Origin of the sequence: Sphingobacterium suaedae (assembly GCF_042684625.1) — a bacterium.
In the GTDB taxonomy this organism is placed as follows: Bacteria; Bacteroidota; Bacteroidia; order Sphingobacteriales; family Sphingobacteriaceae; genus Sphingobacterium; species Sphingobacterium suaedae.
The window spans coordinates 222,175-238,105 of record NZ_JBHULR010000004.1 but is presented as its reverse complement, the minus strand read 5'-3'; the positions used below and the strand labels follow the sequence as shown (position 1 = coordinate 238,105).

Sequence of the window (15,931 nt, the reverse complement as noted above, 5' to 3'; positions counted from 1 at the left end):
CATTCATCCTTTTTCCTGACCAACGCGCATGAACATTCGTATTGTTCAGGAGATAATCCCCGGACAATAAAAAAAATCCCCGATTTAGTCGGGGATTTTTTTATTCAGCAACAAAAAGCCTATAAAAACACCTTCGCGTGCCAGCTATCCTTCAATGGAACTTCCCAATTGTCCGCGAAATCCTGCGCTGTCCCCACCATATTGTTGAATACGATGGTATCTCGGTCCACCTCACCCGCAGCTATCAATTGTTCGAACCGATCCCGTCCCGCCACCACAATCTCATCTTCAGACCGGCGATAAGCAATCTGCATGCGGTCAAACAGCGACACGTCAAGGCGTTCCTCGATTTTCTTTAATAGGTGTACCGATTTGTCAATCGAACAACCCGTCACCATAGCTTTCCCCTCATCGACCTGCAAGATCACAAATAGGTTGTACTTAATCAGAAACGATCCCGCAAGTTGATTTCCATGCGCTGTCCATTGCACGACGAACTCCTGCAAAATTTGAGATATCTGCTCCACTTCCTCCGCCGACAGTAAACGGTTACTTTGATAAATCCAAACTCTTTTCATACCTTCATCCGTTAATGTGTATAATAAGGCGAAATCATGACATAGACGATAACACCAGTTACTGCTACATATAACCACATGGGATACGTGATGCGAGCCAGTTTCTTATGCCGTTCATACGCCCCCGCTATCCCACGCACAAACGTAAAAAGCACAAAAGGAATGATAATGATAGACAGTAGGATATGGGTAATCAATATAAAATAATAGACATAACGTAGGGCACCTTGACCGCCGAAAGTGGTAGAATCAGATGTCATATGATACGCCACGTACATGACTAAAAACGCAACCGAACACCCCATGCACACCTTAACCAAAGATTCGTGCAACCTCACACGACCACGCTTCACCGCTGAAACAGCAAAGACCAGTAAAATGGCCGTGACACCGTTTATCGTCGCATAAATCGGTGGCAAAAACGACAGGGGCTCCACATCATAACCCAGTTTCCTCAAATTGACCCCAAATAACACGGCAACCGCCAACGGGATAACGATCGACAGGCCAACAATCCACTTTTTGTATTTCTTTTCTTCTTCAGTCATTGCCATTTTATTTCTGCTCTAATTTTAGTGGTCTATTTCTAATCTCCTCCACCATTAACAACTTCACTTCATCCTCCAGTCGATCCACCTCTCCCTTTTGGCTAATGTCATAAAAACCCCGGATACGCTTTCTTGAATCAATGAGCACCAACTGATTACTGATCAAAAAACGCGTAGAATCTGACGGATCAATCATGGCGTCGATAAGAAGCTGATCCTTCGCATAGGAAAAAATATTCTGCTCTGGGTGGTAGGCAAGTGTCCACTGCTTCGAATTTATATTTTTAAACGAGCGTGTTGCTGCCTGTATAGAATCCCGCGATTCTTCCGGATCCACCGAAATCGAATAAAAATGTATTTTCGGATTCGATTGAAATCGGGTAGCGAGCGCATGCACACTCTCTAACATCAGGTTCGAAAAGGATACATCCTTTGTGTAGAATAAGTGAGCTACCGTAACCGACGTATCACCCGCTGGAAACACGATACGCTGACCATGCTGATCCTTGAATGCGATCGGTGACAACGTATGGAAAATGGTATCCGGATACTCCCGTCCCCAATTTCGTTTCATCTCACCACTTAGCCGCTTTTCACCAAAAACCGGCAGCGATACATACTCGTTCGACCCCAGCCTGTTGACGGCTATATATAAAAATCCTGGCAATAATAGAATCAAAGCCAGGATAATAATTTTTGATTTACTACGCTGCGTAGCGTTACTCATGGAGAACCTCCTATGGATTACTTACTTGGATACAACGGATGCGATTGCAAATGGTGTAGCAAGAAGTCACCTTCGATTAATAACAATACAATAAAGTAAACAATAAAAACAAATCCAATTGCACAGCACAGAATAAAGCCCGATTTTTCAAACTTTAAGTGCATGAAGTACGCAACAATATAATACGCTTTTACCAACGTCAGTACAATATAAATGGCATTTAATACCATTCCTTTTTCAATAACCCCCCAATGATGCACAAATCCCAAGGCGATAAGGAACTCTAATGCGGTTAAGGCTAATAAGATAAAGAAAACTTTCCAGATCCCTTTCTTATCCATTCCGCCATGATCGTGGTGATCGTGTGCTGTTGCTATATTTTCGTGATGATGTGACATGTCTTTTTATGTAAATAAGAATTTCGTAAACAAGATGATTAGATAAGGTAGAAGAACGTAAATACAAATACCCACACTAAGTCAACAAAGTGCCAATACAAACCTACTTTTTCGACCATCAAATAGGTGCCCCGTTTCTCAAACGTATTGTTCAACGTCATACACAAGATAATAATGTTTAACAATACCCCGATCGATACGTGGAAACCGTGGAATCCAGTAATGGTAAAGAATAAATTCGAAAACTGTAAGGCTGCTGTATACGAAATATCTTTAGTAAAGTACGGTGCGAGCGCTTCCGCTACCGCGTTGCCCTCTAGCCCAGTTGCTGGATTTCGCCCAAACCAAAATCCTTGGTGATGTAAGTGCGTCCATTCAATAGCCTGACAACCTAAGAAACATAGCCCCCCTAAAATTGTCCAAAGCATCCATTTAACCACCTCTTGTTTTTGGTTGCGATGACCGGCATCTACGGCCAAGACCATAGTAACGGATGACATGATCAAAATAAAAGTCATGATCCCCACAAATACCAACGGCTGACCATGTTCAGCGATACCAGGGATCGATTGAAAGATCTTGTCGGCATCAATCCAGGTTGGCTGCGCAAATTTTTGCGCGCCGTAATAGAGCAGGAACGCAGAAAATGTGAATGCATCCGAAACCAAGAAAAACCACATCATGATCTTTCCATACTCCAAATTCCAAGGCGACTTACCACCGCTCCAAGGGCCGTCTTTTACCTTATCTAATTGCGATACAGTTGTTGTACTCATTTTTTACTATTATTGATTCAAAAGTAAGAAAACATATATATAAATCCATAGAAGATCGAGAAAATGCCAAAAAATAGTGGCCAAATTCATGCGGAATTGGTTATCTGGAAATGGGATAGGCTTTAACGTACCCAAAAAACAGCGAACCAACACGATCAAACCCGCAATGATATGTGCTAAATGCAGTCCTGTAAATATATAAATAAATGACTGGGACGCATTGGTATTAATAAAGTGAATATCCCGCCCAACAAACACAGACCATGCCTGCAATTGAAGAACGAAAAAGAGAATGCCTAGTGCTATTGTCAAGAGCAAAAATAAACGCTGCTTCGCTACTTTTTCTTGCTTGGTCGCCTGATACGCGAGGTGCACGGTTAAGCTGCTCAATACGATGACCACCGTACTATACATAAATAATGAAGGGAGAATCGTCTTGATTCCTTTATCCACTCCACTCGCCGTATACACAATGAAACCACTAGATAAAGCAGCAAACATCATAAACATGCCAATCATCCCCAACCAAAGATTAAACTTCTTGGCTTTCCTGGATTGTATTAACTCTTCCGTTTTATAATCCGTCTGTTCCATTTATTTAAAAGGAATAAAATCAAATAACAATATCAACTGCGTCAACGGCAAATAAATAAACGATGTAAACATCACCTTCTTCGCCGTGGCGTCGGTCATCTGTACGGCGTGCTTATACCCGTACACCGCGAAAAGCATTCCACCCAACACGGACACAATCGTAAATACCCATCCACCAAATCCGTAATACATCGGCAAAAAGCCTACGGGAACCATGAGTGCGCCGGAGATAAAAATCATCCAAGCTGAAACACGATCTTTCTTTGTGGTCGGCAGCAATCTAAAACCTGCATTTTTATAATCTTCGTCAGCTACCCAAGCGATTGCCCAAAAATGGGGAAATTGCCAAAAAAATTGGATCAAGAACAATACCCAAGGCGTGATCACAATCGCCGCCTCGCTGACTGCCGCATACTCAAACCCAAACCCTGCCGATTTAAACGCGGCGTAGTAACCGATCAAAGGCGGCAAAGCGCCGGGAAAAGCACCAACGAACACCGCGATAGGCGATTTCTGTTTTAAGGGCGTGTACACAAAGGCATAAAGGATAATTGAAAAGACCGATAATAAGCCGGCTAGAAAATTCAATTGCACCAAAAAGAGCGTGCCAAAGATACCCATAAACACACTCAAAACCAGCGCTTGTCCAGTTGTCATGCGTCCCGCTGGCAGTGGTCTGTCCGCAGTGCGTTTCATCAATTTGTCTAAATCGCGTTCAATAATTTCATTGAAACCATTTGCCGCACCTGTCACAAAAAAACCACCTATGGTGAGGATCAACCAATTTAGCCAAATGATATCTCCCTGCTGTTTTGCGCCAATCAAAAACGATATCGAAGCCGAAAAAACAACAGTTAGCGTAAGTCTAAGCTTTACTAATTTATTAAAATCAGAGATGAACTGCTTCATGAATATGTATATTCCCCTTCTTATGAATGAACAATGTTGGTATGAAAACGACAAATTTCAACAACTTTGCTCACACTATCGTTTTAATTTTGTCATTAATAACATCAGATAATACTGTGCACCAAAAAACAAACTAGCGACTACCAAATGCGTTGTCTGCGCCGCCGCCGGTACATTAAAACGAGCTAGAATAATTCCGGACATCATCTGAATCCCAACCAATAGTAGTATGATCCAAGCATATTTACTTTGTAATGTCAATGAACTAAACTTATTTTTTACCAGAAAAAACAGCAACACTGTCAAGCCTAGCGATATATAAGCCAATGTACGATGTACGATGTAAGGCGACCCGACGCGTGCAATCCAATCCTGCCGCGCCACTCCCTGATCGTTAAGGTGATCAATCAATTCCCGCACCTCTGTCCCAAAAACAACCTGCACTACGGTCAATAATAATGCAAAAAACGCCAAAAGTTTTAGGAAAACGAACCGCTGATTAACCAAAATACTTTTGTTTCGTAGCGTCGTAGCGGAATAGAACGTGTAAATACTAATCGCCACAATAAACAACGCTAAAAGCATATGTACCGTTATAATCCAAGGCATCAAATTGGTTGATACGACAATAGAACCTAACCAAGCCTGAACGGCGACTGCAAAAACATTCAGAACGCTCCAACCAACGATGGATGGCTTTGTTTTTAGATAAGTAAGCGAAAAAACTGCAGAAAATAACAAACAGAAACCAGCCGCTACACCGACTAACCGATTGATATATTCTGTCCAGGTCTTTGCTGCGTTAAATTCTTCGTGCTGCAAGATGGATTTATCGTGCCGGATCTGGTCGGCCATTTCCGGATATCCAAAAAACTCGACGATACGCGCAAAGCGCTGGTTCTTCTTGGCTCTGCCTTCCACATAATGTTGTTCATAACCAGTCGGCAGCTGTGAAACATGCGTAGGCGGCACGATCCTGTTAAAACACTTCGGCCAATCCGGACACCCCATCCCTGATCCGGTGCTTCGAACGATTCCCCCTGCCGCAATAACAAGGAACAAAACGATAATCGTCAACCTGTTAGTTCGTATGAATCGCTTTTCCGCACGCGGATACATAGCCCTCTCCTTATATTGATAAAAATTATATAAAAGAGAGGTAGGTATTCACCTACCCTTCTATTATCTCTCTATTATTCTGTTTATTCCACTCATTCTGTATACGAATAGCTTCTTCATTACCTTCGAAGTCATGTGGTAAATTCGAACTCATCGTCTCCGAAAATGGTACATGCTGTGGAATAAAATCCGTATCGTGTCCGGGTTTGCTGTAATCATAAGGCCAACGGTATACCGTAGGAATCTCGCCAGGCCAGTTACCATGAATATGCTCTACCGGCGTCGTCCATTCTAACGTGTTGGCGTTCCAAGGATTCTGAGGAGCTTTCTTACCTTTCCAGATCGAACTGAAGAAATTCCACAAAAACGCGACTTGTGCCAAACCAGCTACAATAGCCGCCCAGGTAATCAACATATTCACCGAAATCCATTTGTCCATAAACGGAAACGCGGTGAACGTATAGTAACGACGGGGCACACCATCGATTCCCATAAAGTGCATAGGGAAAAAGACCAAATAAGCACCTATGAATGTTAGCCAAAAATGCAAATACCCCAATTTTGTGTCCATCATACGACCGAACATTTTCGGATACCAGTGGTATACTCCACATAACATACCGAAGATGGATGCAGATCCCATAACCAAATGGAAGTGAGCGACCACAAAATACGTATCGTGCAAATTGATGTCCAATGCCGCGTTACCCAAGTATAAACCTGTTAAGCCCCCCGATACGAAAAACGAAACCATACCAATAGCAAACATCATCGCCGGTGTGAAACGGATATTTCCGCGCCATAATGTCGCGATATAGTTAAATGCTTTAACTGCCGACGGCACCGCAATAATCAACGTGGTGATCATAAATACGCCGCCTAAGAATGGGTTCATACCTGTCACGAACATGTGGTGACCCCATACGATAAACGAGAGGACGGTAATACCAACCAACGAATAAACCATGGCATGATAACCAAAAATCGGCTTGCGCGAGTTTGTCGAGATGACCTCTGACGTTAGACCTAACGCAGGCATAACCACAATGTATACCTCGGGGTGCCCTAAGAACCAGAACAAGTGCTGGAATAAAATAGGCGAACCACCTTCATTTGGTAGAATTTGTCCTTGAACAACCAAGTCCGAAAGATAAAAAGATGTACCTACCGTACGGTCAAAGAATAATAATACCACTGCCGATACCAAAACCGGGAACGACAATAGACCGACAATAGCTGTTAAGAAAAACGCCCAAATGGTCAACGGCATCTTCCAAAGATCCATCCCTTTAGTACGCATATTCAATACGGTACTGATGTAATTCACACCGCCCAATACCTGAGAAGCGATAAACAATGTCATACTCACCAACCAGAGGGTCATCCCCAGTCCAGAACCAGCAATAGCTGTCGGTACCGCAGATAATGGTGGGTAAATCGTCCAACCAGCGGCTGCAGGCCCACTTTCCACAAAGAAAGAAGCGACCATGATCACACAGGCCACAAAGAAGAACCAGTACGATAACATGTTCATCAACGGCGATGCCATATCACGTGCACCCAGCTGATACGGAATTAATAAGTTACTAAAAGTACCCGATAAACCGGCTGTTAATACGAAGAACACCATCATCGTACCGTGGATAGTTACCAACGATAAGAAAAAATCTGGCTTGATACGTCCTCCCTCTGCCCATTTACCTAAAAAGACTTCTAAGATTGGAAAATCTGTTTCCGGCCAAGCTAACTGGATACGGAATAAGATGGAAAGCAACATAGCGAAGACCGCCATCACAATACCTGTGATCAAAAATTGCTTCGCAATCATCTTGTGATCCTGACTAAAGATGTATTTAGTTAGGAACGTTTCGTGATGATGATCATGTGCATCATGATGCGCTGCGCCGTGCGATATAACTGTACTTGACATATTCGTTTAATAATTTCTTATTTCAATTAGTTTAATGAAGCTGTAGTGAGTTCGTTCGATTCCTTCGAATCTACTGCCGTAAACTCTTTCTGCAAATCCTCAGTAAAATATTTGTTCTGCGTACTTAACCACTCTTTGTATTCCGCTTCCGTCACCACGATTACTTTCTTCTGCATATTGTAGTGACCAGAGCCACAAATCTTGTTACAAAGCATCACGTAATCATATTTCGGATCGTTCATACGCTCACGCATCTCTTCCGTCGTTACTGTTGGTGTAAATTGGAAGTAATTGGTCATACCTGGAACCGCATTAATTTGCACGCGGAAATCTGGAATATAAAACGAGTGAATGATATCTTTGGAAACAATGTGGAAACGAACCGACTTATTCACCGGCAAGACAATGTCAGACGCTTGAATATCGTCCCACGCGCTCTTGTCGTTGAAATCAATACCATACGAGTTCAATGGTGTCGTCATCTTATAATTACGTTTACCAATAACGCCGTCTGCGCCCGGATAACGTACTTGCCATTGGAACTGCTCACCCAATACTTCCACCTGTAGAGCCGATTTTTGAAGATCTTCCGGAACGTTTGTAATAGAACGCCATGTAAAGAAACCAAACAAGACCAATACGGTTAATACAACAGCTGGCACAATTGTCCAAATTTTCTCTATGGTATCATTGTGCGGGTAATAGTACGCTTTAGTTTTAGCGCGCATCCGATAAATATACGGGAAGGTCAACAACAAGATATGTACGAGTACCAAAACCACCGTAATGATCACGGTCGTGATAATGAACATCGTATCGATACGCTCCCCATGCTCAGTCACCGCTGACCGCCATGCCCAACTGCCCCAAACGGCATAACCGTAATAAACAAAGGCAAAAAAGCCAATCAAGAAGACGACGAATAATATTCCTTGAAACGTATTGTTTGCAAACGGATTATACTTCCCATTCATCTTTTTGGTCAACTCATAAATGGACAAGACCTTTCCGATTACAGCCACGATCGTACAAACTATTAAGAACAATAAAATGTAGTACGTCAAATTTTTGTAAACCTGAGGGTCTATTTGCTTCGCTTGTTCCTGTGCTGGCGCCGCAGCTGCAGTAGCACTTGAAGCCGGAGAAGAAGCGGCAGCCGAATCTACCACTGGAGCCGTCGCCGCTGAATCAGCAGTGCCAGCTGTCGCTGTGTCTGCAGCAACAGTAGAAACTGAAGAATCCTGCGCTAATGAATCTTGCTGATTGGCAAAACTAGGTGTAGCGAAAAACAACCCTACGGCTAGTAAGCATCCCAACACGGCTTTGAATCTGTTATTAATTTTGAATTTCATTTCTTATTAAGACGTTTAAACGTATTATGCAATGATTAGAAACTATATCTGATGATGTAAACTTTCGTCCAAAAACGGATGGTTTTTTGGTACTAAAGCGTGTTTGCTCAGTTTTGTCATCACCAAGAAGGTAAACAAACCAACAAAACCAATCGCTGTACCGATTTCTATAAAACCAAATCCACGGTGTGTCTCTACGGTACCTGGCATAATCATGATGTAATAATCTAACCAATGTCCCAACAATAATAAGATCGCAACAAACAGCATGACATTCTGTTTACGTTTCGTATCCCGATCAACCAAAATCAGTAAAGGTGCCAAAAAGTTGATCACGATATTTAACCAAAACCAAGGTTTATATTCAGGCTCCCAACGCTTATAGAAATAAACCGTCTCTTCAGGGATATTTGAATAGTAGATCAACATGAACTGCGCAAACCACACATACGTCCAGAAAATAGAAAAACCGAACATTAATTTTCCCAAATCGTGTAAGTGGTTTTCGTTTACCCATGCCAAATAACCAGCCTTTTTAATCAAGATAACGATCACAGTAATCGCAGCAATACCACTCACCCACATAGCGGCAAAATTGTACCATCCAAACATCGTCGAAAACCAATGAGCCTCTAAAGACATCACCGTGTCGAACGACCAAATAGGTGTCGTAAATCCAAAAATAACAAGGAAAATTGCAGACAACTTGAAGCTTTTCTTGTAGGAATTTAAGCCTCCTTCCAAATCTTCTTTGTAAGAAAGTTTTGCTAAAATAAAAGCGAAAATACTGTAAGATCCCATAAATAAGATCTGGCGTATTAAGAACGCTGGTACATTCAGGAATGCTGCTTTACCAGCAACGAGTTTATCATAGTGCGGACTGTTCGGATCCGTTAAACCATCCGCATTCCAATGGTGATATAAATTGTGGCTTGTCAATCCCAAGCCTACAATAACAAGTAATACAAGCGCAGCAATCGGCAATACACTACCCATCGCTTGCGGAATACGCAATAGCCCCGCTGACCATGCAGACTGCGTAACCATTTGAAGCGCCACGAAGAACGCGCCCGCAGCACATACACAAGTGAAATAATAACCCATCAATAACAGGTTAGCGTATGTACGTTCAACCATAATATGGTCACTTGACATTAGGCCTATAACAATAGCTATAACACCTACAGCAATCCCAACCAGACTGAGTATCTTGGCGATACCAGCAAATTGAAATTTTTCGCTGAAATTATAATCGTGATGATGATTGTGAGTTCCCATTTACTATATTGATGTTAGATTATTTTTTTTGTAATTCGTGTACATACATGACCACTTGCCAACGCTCCTCCGGAGAAAGCTGCGATGCATGAGACCCCATCGAGTTGTGTCCGTAAAAAATGGTATGGTAAATTTTCCCATCAGTCAGATCAGCCATTAATCCACCTCGAGACGAAGAAGCTGCGTCCGAACGTTGATATGACGGCGGCGGCGGGAAATTTTCCAATGCACGCTTACCGCGAGAGTCCTCTACCGACCTATCCTTCGTAATTGGTCCATCACCTTTACCTTCTTTACCATGACAAACGGCACAATATGTGTGAAACAACGCATCCCCTTTTGCGAGGTTTTCCTGCGTCACTACCAACGGATTTTTCAGCTCACGGCCCGCACGTTCATACTCTTCCAATGAATTGGCAAATTCAAAACGTTCAAAACCGATGGGCGTAGTTCCGGCTGGAGGTAACTGTGCCGTAATCTTATTCTTAAAATTATTGTTGGGCTGATCCGGATTATACGCAATCGGATCATACATATTTCTGGAGAATTCCCATCCTGTACTGCGCGTCTTTCCATCGCCACAGCTGGAAATAACTGCAGCCAACGCGAATGCAGCACATACAGATCCAAGAAAACTCTTCTTATTCATAGCTAACATATTTTCTTTCATTGTATTTAACTTCTACCGCTCCTGCATCTTTTAATAAGGACTCAATTAATGCGTGATCCGTATTCTCGTGCGCATCCACCGCCACAATAAAGCGGTCGTCTGTAGCACGCAAATCCATTACGCGCGGCGTACGCCCCGGAAAAAGGTGGTTACGGAAGAAGAATGTAGCAACCATACCTAACGCACATAATAGAATCGTAACCTCGAATGTTACCGGTACGAAGTTTGGCAATGGCATAGATGGTTTACCACCGATATTCATTGGCCAGTCATAAGACATGGTATAGTACAACAAGCTAAAACCTAAACACGTTCCCAACGCTCCGAAACAAAACGCGGCAATAGGTAAACGAGACGGTCTTACACCCAACTTGGCCTCGATCCCGTGGATCGGCATTGGTGTGAAACAATCATATACGCTGATATTGTTTGCTTGCAATTTATCAATCCCATGCATCATATCATCGGGATCAGCAAAACTACCTAATATATATTTTGTATTGCTCATTGCTATTATTTTTGTTTTAATTCGTTAATATCTTCTTGTGTAACAGAGTCGTATTTCTCCAATGAATTGGCAAAATATTCCACCTGCTCTGCAGGGAACGCTCCCTCTTTAACCAGTTTCGTTTTCTGTTGCAACGACGAAGACTTAAGCAACAACTTAACTTCAGCAATCGCAATCCCAGGCAATACACGAAGGAACAACAAGAATAAGGTAAAAAACAATCCGATAGACCCCACAAAGATACCTACGTCCGTCCAGGTCGGATAGAACATCGCCCAAGACGATGGTAGGTAATCGCGGTGTAGCGATGTTACAATGATTACGAAACGCTCGAACCACATACCAATGTTTACAACGATAGACAAAATCCACGAGATAGGAATACTGGTACGGATTTTCTTGAACCAGAATAACTGTGGAGAAATCACGTTACACGTCATCATCGCCCAGTATGCCCAAGCGTAAGGCCCTGCGATACGGTTCTCAAAGGCGTACATCTCGTATTCCGAACCAGAATACCATGCGATGAACAACTCGGTCAAGTAGGCGATACCAACAATGGAACCTGTGGTCATGATGATCTTATTCATCGCTTCGATATGGAACATCGTGATATAGTCTTCGAAGTTCATAACCTTACGCAAGATCAACAATAACGTTTGTACCATGGCAAACCCAGAGAAAATCGCTCCGGCTACGAAGTACGGAGGGAAGATCGTGGTATGCCAACCTGGAATCACAGACGTCGCAAAGTCCATAGATACAATGGTATGCACCGAAAGTACCAATGGGGTCGAAATACCCGCAAGGATCAATGACACAATCTCAAACCGTTGCCAAGTCTTTACCGAGCCATTCCAGCCGAAAGACAATACGCTATAAATTTTTTGCTTCAAGCCTGTAGCACGGTCACGAACAGAAGCGATATCCGGTAACAAACCACAGTACCAGAATACCAACGATACGGTAAAATACGTTGAGATCGCAAAAGCGTCCCATACCAATGGGGAATTAAAGTTTACCCAAAGTGATCCAAACTGGTTTGGAAGAGGGAAAATCCAATAGGCTAACCAAGGGCGTCCCATGTGGGCAACAACATACGTTGCCGCACATATCACGGCGAAGATCGTCATCGCCTCGGCAGAACGGTTAATGGAGTTACGCCAGTTCTGACGGAAGATTAATAATACAGCTGAAATCAACGTTCCGGCGTGACCGATACCTACCCACCATACGAAGTCGGTAATATCCCAAGCCCAGCCTACTGTTTTATTCAGACCCCAAGCGCCGATACCTGTCCAAAATGTATATCCAACACTCACAACCCATAACATAGCACCCAATGCAGCGACAATAAAGCCGATCCACCACGCTTTGTTAGGTTTATTTTCAACCGGTAACAAGATGTCATCCGTCACTTTAGCATACGTGATGTTCTTGCCGGTTACTAATGGTTCTCTTAATATTGATTCGTTATGCGATGACATAATTGTTTTATTTCAGATTAGAATAAAATTACGCTTCAAATGTGTTTCTAACTTTCGTCATGTAACCAATATTGGGCTGCACGTTGATCTCTTCCAACACATAATAAACGCGTTCGTTACGTAACGCTTTAGACACCTCCGATTCCGGATCATTTACATCCCCGAAGATAATCGCGTTTGCTGAACAAGCTTCCTGACATGCCATTTTAACATCACCGTCTTTCAACTTGCGGTTTTCGATTTTTGCTTTCAACTTACCACCTTGGATACGTTGGATACACATCGAACATTTTTCCATAACCCCGCGCGAGCGCGTAGTCACATCTGGATTCAATACCAATTGCGTAAACTCGTTATTCAAATAGTTATCGAAACGTGAATCGTTCCAGTAATTGAACCAGTTGAAACGACGCACTTTATATGGACAGTTGTTTGCACAGTAACGCGTACCAAAACAACGGTTATAAGCCATATGGTTCAACCCCTCCGACGAATGGACTGTGGCGAGCACCGGACATACCGTTTCACATGGAGCGTGATCACAGTGCTGACACAACATCGGTTGGTGAACAACCGTTACATTTTCGTAATCTAAATCTGTAGCCTTTGCGATCTCTTTTTCTTTGGTCAACTTCTCACTTCCCGACTCGAGGGTGTAGTAACGGTCAATCCGTAACCAGTGCATCTCCCGACGACGACGAACCTCATCGCGACCAACAACCGGAATATTATTCTCTACATTACACGCTACGATACAAGATCCACAGCCTGTACATGCATTCAAGTCGATAGCCATCACCCATTTGTGTCCTGGCGATTCAAACTTATTCCATAAATCATAGGTTTTGTGCGTATCCGAAAAACGTCCAGATTCTGAGTTTGGATCTTTTAGATATTTTGCAAACGTCGTCTCACGAATGATATTACGTCCTTCAATCGTATGGTGTGTTTGTGTCTGAGCCAATTCATACGTGCCGCTAGCTTTTGCTACTGTTGCTTTCGATGCGAATTGAATCGTACCATTCACCAAACGAGCAAATGGATAAGCATTCTGCCCAACGTTATTCCCTGCTTTACCAACTTTAGTACGTCCGTATCCTACGGCAATAGATACTGTTCCTAATGCTTGACCAGGTTGCATTACCACAGGCAACTCCAAGGAATACCCGTTCGCATCCACCTTAATTTTACCATTCTCACCCAATCCTAACTCTTCTGCAAATTTAGGATTGATGGCCGCATAGTTATCCCACGTTACTTTCGTGACCGGGTCAGGAAGCTCTTGCAAATACGCATTGTTCGCATAACGTCCATCGCGCATGACCGTAGACTCATAAAGTTTTAGCTCCACGTCACCGGCTACTGCTTTTGCTGCAGCTGAAATCGCTGCCGCTGCTGCATTCACATCGACATTAGCGGTATAAGAAGAGCCACTGTTTGTCCCCTTGTAGACGAAACCTGTTTGAAGGACATCCTTCCAGGTCTTTCCCGTACCGGCCAAAATGTTGGCTTCCCAATTTTGTTTGACGAATTCGTAAATATTTGTCGTGTCTCCAGACCACACCAATAAGCTCTGCTCTGCTTGGCGCGTATTGAAAACAGGATTGATCGTTGGTTGAACAATTGTAAAATATCCTTCTTTCGAAGAAGCATCTCCCCAAGATTCCAAGAAGGTAGAAGCCGGAGCAATGGCTTTCAAAGTAGCTGCTGTTTCATCCGCACGATCTGCAAACGACAGCGTAAATTCGACTTTGGCCAACGCATTGGTTACATCAGCCGCTTTAAAGTAGTCGTATACAGGGTTGCTGTTCAAGAAGAAAGCGACACCTACTTGGCCCGAACTTGCGTTGGACAAGAATTGTTGAAAGGCGGTATCCGAGCCCTGGTATTGCTTAGAAAAATTATCCAGATCGATAATCGCTCCATAAGCCCCAAGTGCACTGTTAATGGCATTGACCAATAGCTGACTGTGTACATCATTTGAACCAGCTACAACTAAAGCTGCCCCACGATTGCTGGTTAATTCTTTTGCAGCCAACGTGATAGCTGTCTGTGCTTTCTTATTGGCAACACCACCCGACAAAGACTGCCCCGTAATGGCATTGTACAACGAGATAAGCACCGCACCCTCTTCCGAAGGTTTGATCGCAATCCGGACATCCGCATTAGAACCAGTCATACTTAAACCGGATTCAAATTGGATATGACGCGACATCTTACCGTTTTTTAACGAGGTATAATCACGGTTTTTAATATAATCTTGTGTATGTTCTTCACCTGCCAACCAAGCTCCCAAGAAGTCTGCCGCAACAGAAACAACTACGTTCGCATTATTAAAGTGGTACGATGGAATTACAGCTTTTCCGAAAGCAGCCTTATTCGCTTCGATAATTCCGCTGTACGAAATGGCGTCTACCTGAACATGTGTTGTCGTCGGATACTTCGCTGCCAATTTCGCAATAGCCGCCAATGTAGATGGACTATTTACGGTATTGGAGACAATAGCAATCTGTTTGCCCGCAGCCGCTGCCTTATTCAATGCGGCAATAACTGTACTATCCAACTTAGACCATTCCACATCCTTGCCACCCAATTGTGGGTTTTGCAATTTAGACATATCATATAGATCCAAGACCGAGGCGGCAGTTGTTGCGTCTGTACCTTGATTTAAACCAACAGAGTTCGGGTTAGCAGCTAGGGAGATCGGACGACCTTCACGCGTTCTAACCAACACACTCTGCCCATTGAAAGAAGAAGCATAATAGTTCGGTATACCCGGAGTTACTTCTTCTGGTTTGATAACATAAGGGACTGCTTTATGAACAGGTGTACGATTACACGCCGCCAATGTCACAGCACCTAAACCGAATCCCAAAGCTTTTAAGAAGTCACGACGAGGAGTCTTCGTGCTCAAGCCTGCTTCATTTAAAACATCTTCTACAGGAATAGGCTCGGCAAACTCACCCTTGCTACTCTCAACGAAAGCAGGTGTTTGTTGCAATTCTTCCAAACCTTTCCAATATTTTTTGTTGCTATCCATTTAAGCTGTATATAAGA

At 43.1% G+C, this 15,931-nt stretch carries 15 protein-coding genes; all 15 read right to left on the bottom strand.

Annotated features, from left to right (window positions below):
- Window positions 1–119: 119 nt before the first annotated feature.
- The gene (locus ACFSR5_RS10545; RefSeq protein WP_380903498.1) at window positions 120–578 is read right to left on the bottom strand and encodes an ABC transporter ATPase; all 459 of its coding nucleotides are present in this window, start codon (window positions 576–578) and stop codon (window positions 120–122) included.
- Window positions 579–589: 11 nt separating this feature from the next.
- On the bottom strand, window positions 590–1,132 hold the full coding sequence (locus tag ACFSR5_RS10540) for a DUF420 domain-containing protein (RefSeq protein WP_380903496.1): 543 nt from the start codon (window positions 1,130–1,132) through the stop codon (window positions 590–592).
- 1 nt (window position 1,133) lies between these two features.
- Window positions 1,134–1,853 (bottom strand): SCO family protein, encoded by a 720-nt coding sequence (locus ACFSR5_RS10535; protein ID WP_380903494.1) that lies wholly within the window; start codon window positions 1,851–1,853, stop codon window positions 1,134–1,136.
- Between the two features lie 17 nt (window positions 1,854–1,870).
- The gene (locus ACFSR5_RS10530; protein ID WP_380903492.1) at window positions 1,871–2,251 is read right to left on the bottom strand and encodes a cytochrome C oxidase subunit IV family protein; all 381 of its coding nucleotides are present in this window, start codon (window positions 2,249–2,251) and stop codon (window positions 1,871–1,873) included.
- Between the two features lie 38 nt (window positions 2,252–2,289).
- Window positions 2,290–3,027, bottom strand: coding sequence for a cytochrome c oxidase subunit 3 (locus ACFSR5_RS10525; RefSeq protein ID WP_380903490.1), 738 nt, complete (start codon window positions 3,025–3,027; stop codon window positions 2,290–2,292).
- A gap of 9 nt (window positions 3,028–3,036) precedes the next feature.
- A complete protein-coding gene (locus ACFSR5_RS10520; protein ID WP_380903488.1) occupies window positions 3,037–3,621 on the bottom strand; it encodes a cytochrome c oxidase subunit 3 in 585 nt (194 codons plus the stop codon).
- Entirely contained in the window at window positions 3,622–4,530 is a 909-nt protein-coding gene (cyoE, locus tag ACFSR5_RS10515; RefSeq protein ID WP_380903486.1) for a heme o synthase, read from the bottom strand. It abuts the gene before it with no gap.
- Between the two features lie 75 nt (window positions 4,531–4,605).
- A complete protein-coding gene (locus ACFSR5_RS10510) occupies window positions 4,606–5,607 on the bottom strand; it encodes a COX15/CtaA family protein (protein WP_380903484.1) in 1,002 nt (333 codons plus the stop codon).
- A 94-nt stretch (window positions 5,608–5,701) separates the two neighbouring features.
- A complete protein-coding gene (locus ACFSR5_RS10505) occupies window positions 5,702–7,579 on the bottom strand; it encodes a cytochrome c oxidase subunit I (protein WP_380903482.1) in 1,878 nt (625 codons plus the stop codon).
- 26 nt (window positions 7,580–7,605) lie between these two features.
- Complete coding sequence (locus ACFSR5_RS10500) at window positions 7,606–8,931, bottom strand: cytochrome c oxidase subunit II (RefSeq protein WP_380903480.1); 1,326 nt, start codon at window positions 8,929–8,931, stop codon at window positions 7,606–7,608.
- Between the two features lie 42 nt (window positions 8,932–8,973).
- The gene (locus tag ACFSR5_RS10495; RefSeq protein ID WP_380903478.1) at window positions 8,974–10,209 is read right to left on the bottom strand and encodes a quinol:cytochrome C oxidoreductase; all 1,236 of its coding nucleotides are present in this window, start codon (window positions 10,207–10,209) and stop codon (window positions 8,974–8,976) included.
- A gap of 19 nt (window positions 10,210–10,228) precedes the next feature.
- Entirely contained in the window at window positions 10,229–10,879 is a 651-nt protein-coding gene (locus ACFSR5_RS10490; protein WP_380903476.1) for a c-type cytochrome, read from the bottom strand.
- Complete coding sequence (locus ACFSR5_RS10485; protein ID WP_380903474.1) at window positions 10,851–11,387, bottom strand: DUF3341 domain-containing protein; 537 nt, start codon at window positions 11,385–11,387, stop codon at window positions 10,851–10,853. Before ACFSR5_RS10485 ends, ACFSR5_RS10490 begins: the two co-directional genes overlap by 29 nt.
- 5 nt (window positions 11,388–11,392) lie before the next feature.
- Entirely contained in the window at window positions 11,393–12,874 is a 1,482-nt protein-coding gene (nrfD, locus tag ACFSR5_RS10480; RefSeq protein WP_380903472.1) for an NrfD/PsrC family molybdoenzyme membrane anchor subunit, read from the bottom strand.
- 28 nt (window positions 12,875–12,902) lie between these two features.
- Entirely contained in the window at window positions 12,903–15,914 is a 3,012-nt protein-coding gene (locus ACFSR5_RS10475; RefSeq protein WP_380903470.1) for a TAT-variant-translocated molybdopterin oxidoreductase, read from the bottom strand.
- Between the last annotated feature and the right edge of the window lie 17 nt (window positions 15,915–15,931).

What these genes read in the sequence shown, in the direction of transcription:
- ACFSR5_RS10475 (WP_380903470.1), bottom strand. Translation starts at nt 15,914, where the DNA reads ATGGATAGCAACAAAAAATATTGGAAAGGTTTGGAAGAATTGCAACAA.
- ACFSR5_RS10525 (WP_380903490.1), bottom strand. Translation starts at nt 3,027, where the DNA reads ATGAGTACAACAACTGTATCGCAATTAGATAAGGTAAAAGACGGCCCT.
- cyoE (WP_380903486.1), bottom strand. Translation starts at nt 4,530, where the DNA reads ATGAAGCAGTTCATCTCTGATTTTAATAAATTAGTAAAGCTTAGACTT.
- ACFSR5_RS10545 (WP_380903498.1), bottom strand. Translation starts at nt 578, where the DNA reads ATGAAAAGAGTTTGGATTTATCAAAGTAACCGTTTACTGTCGGCGGAG.
- ACFSR5_RS10540 (WP_380903496.1), bottom strand. Translation starts at nt 1,132, where the DNA reads ATGGCAATGACTGAAGAAGAAAAGAAATACAAAAAGTGGATTGTTGGC.
- ACFSR5_RS10520 (WP_380903488.1), bottom strand. Translation starts at nt 3,621, where the DNA reads ATGGAACAGACGGATTATAAAACGGAAGAGTTAATACAATCCAGGAAA.
- ACFSR5_RS10485 (WP_380903474.1), bottom strand. Translation starts at nt 11,387, where the DNA reads ATGAGCAATACAAAATATATATTAGGTAGTTTTGCTGATCCCGATGAT.
- ACFSR5_RS10490 (WP_380903476.1), bottom strand. Translation starts at nt 10,879, where the DNA reads ATGAAAGAAAATATGTTAGCTATGAATAAGAAGAGTTTTCTTGGATCT.
- ACFSR5_RS10530 (WP_380903492.1), bottom strand. Translation starts at nt 2,251, where the DNA reads ATGTCACATCATCACGAAAATATAGCAACAGCACACGATCACCACGAT.
- ACFSR5_RS10500 (WP_380903480.1), bottom strand. Translation starts at nt 8,931, where the DNA reads ATGAAATTCAAAATTAATAACAGATTCAAAGCCGTGTTGGGATGCTTA.
- ACFSR5_RS10495 (WP_380903478.1), bottom strand. Translation starts at nt 10,209, where the DNA reads ATGGGAACTCACAATCATCATCACGATTATAATTTCAGCGAAAAATTT.
- nrfD (WP_380903472.1), bottom strand. Translation starts at nt 12,874, where the DNA reads ATGTCATCGCATAACGAATCAATATTAAGAGAACCATTAGTAACCGGC.
- ACFSR5_RS10505 (WP_380903482.1), bottom strand. Translation starts at nt 7,579, where the DNA reads ATGTCAAGTACAGTTATATCGCACGGCGCAGCGCATCATGATGCACAT.
- ACFSR5_RS10535 (WP_380903494.1), bottom strand. Translation starts at nt 1,853, where the DNA reads ATGAGTAACGCTACGCAGCGTAGTAAATCAAAAATTATTATCCTGGCT.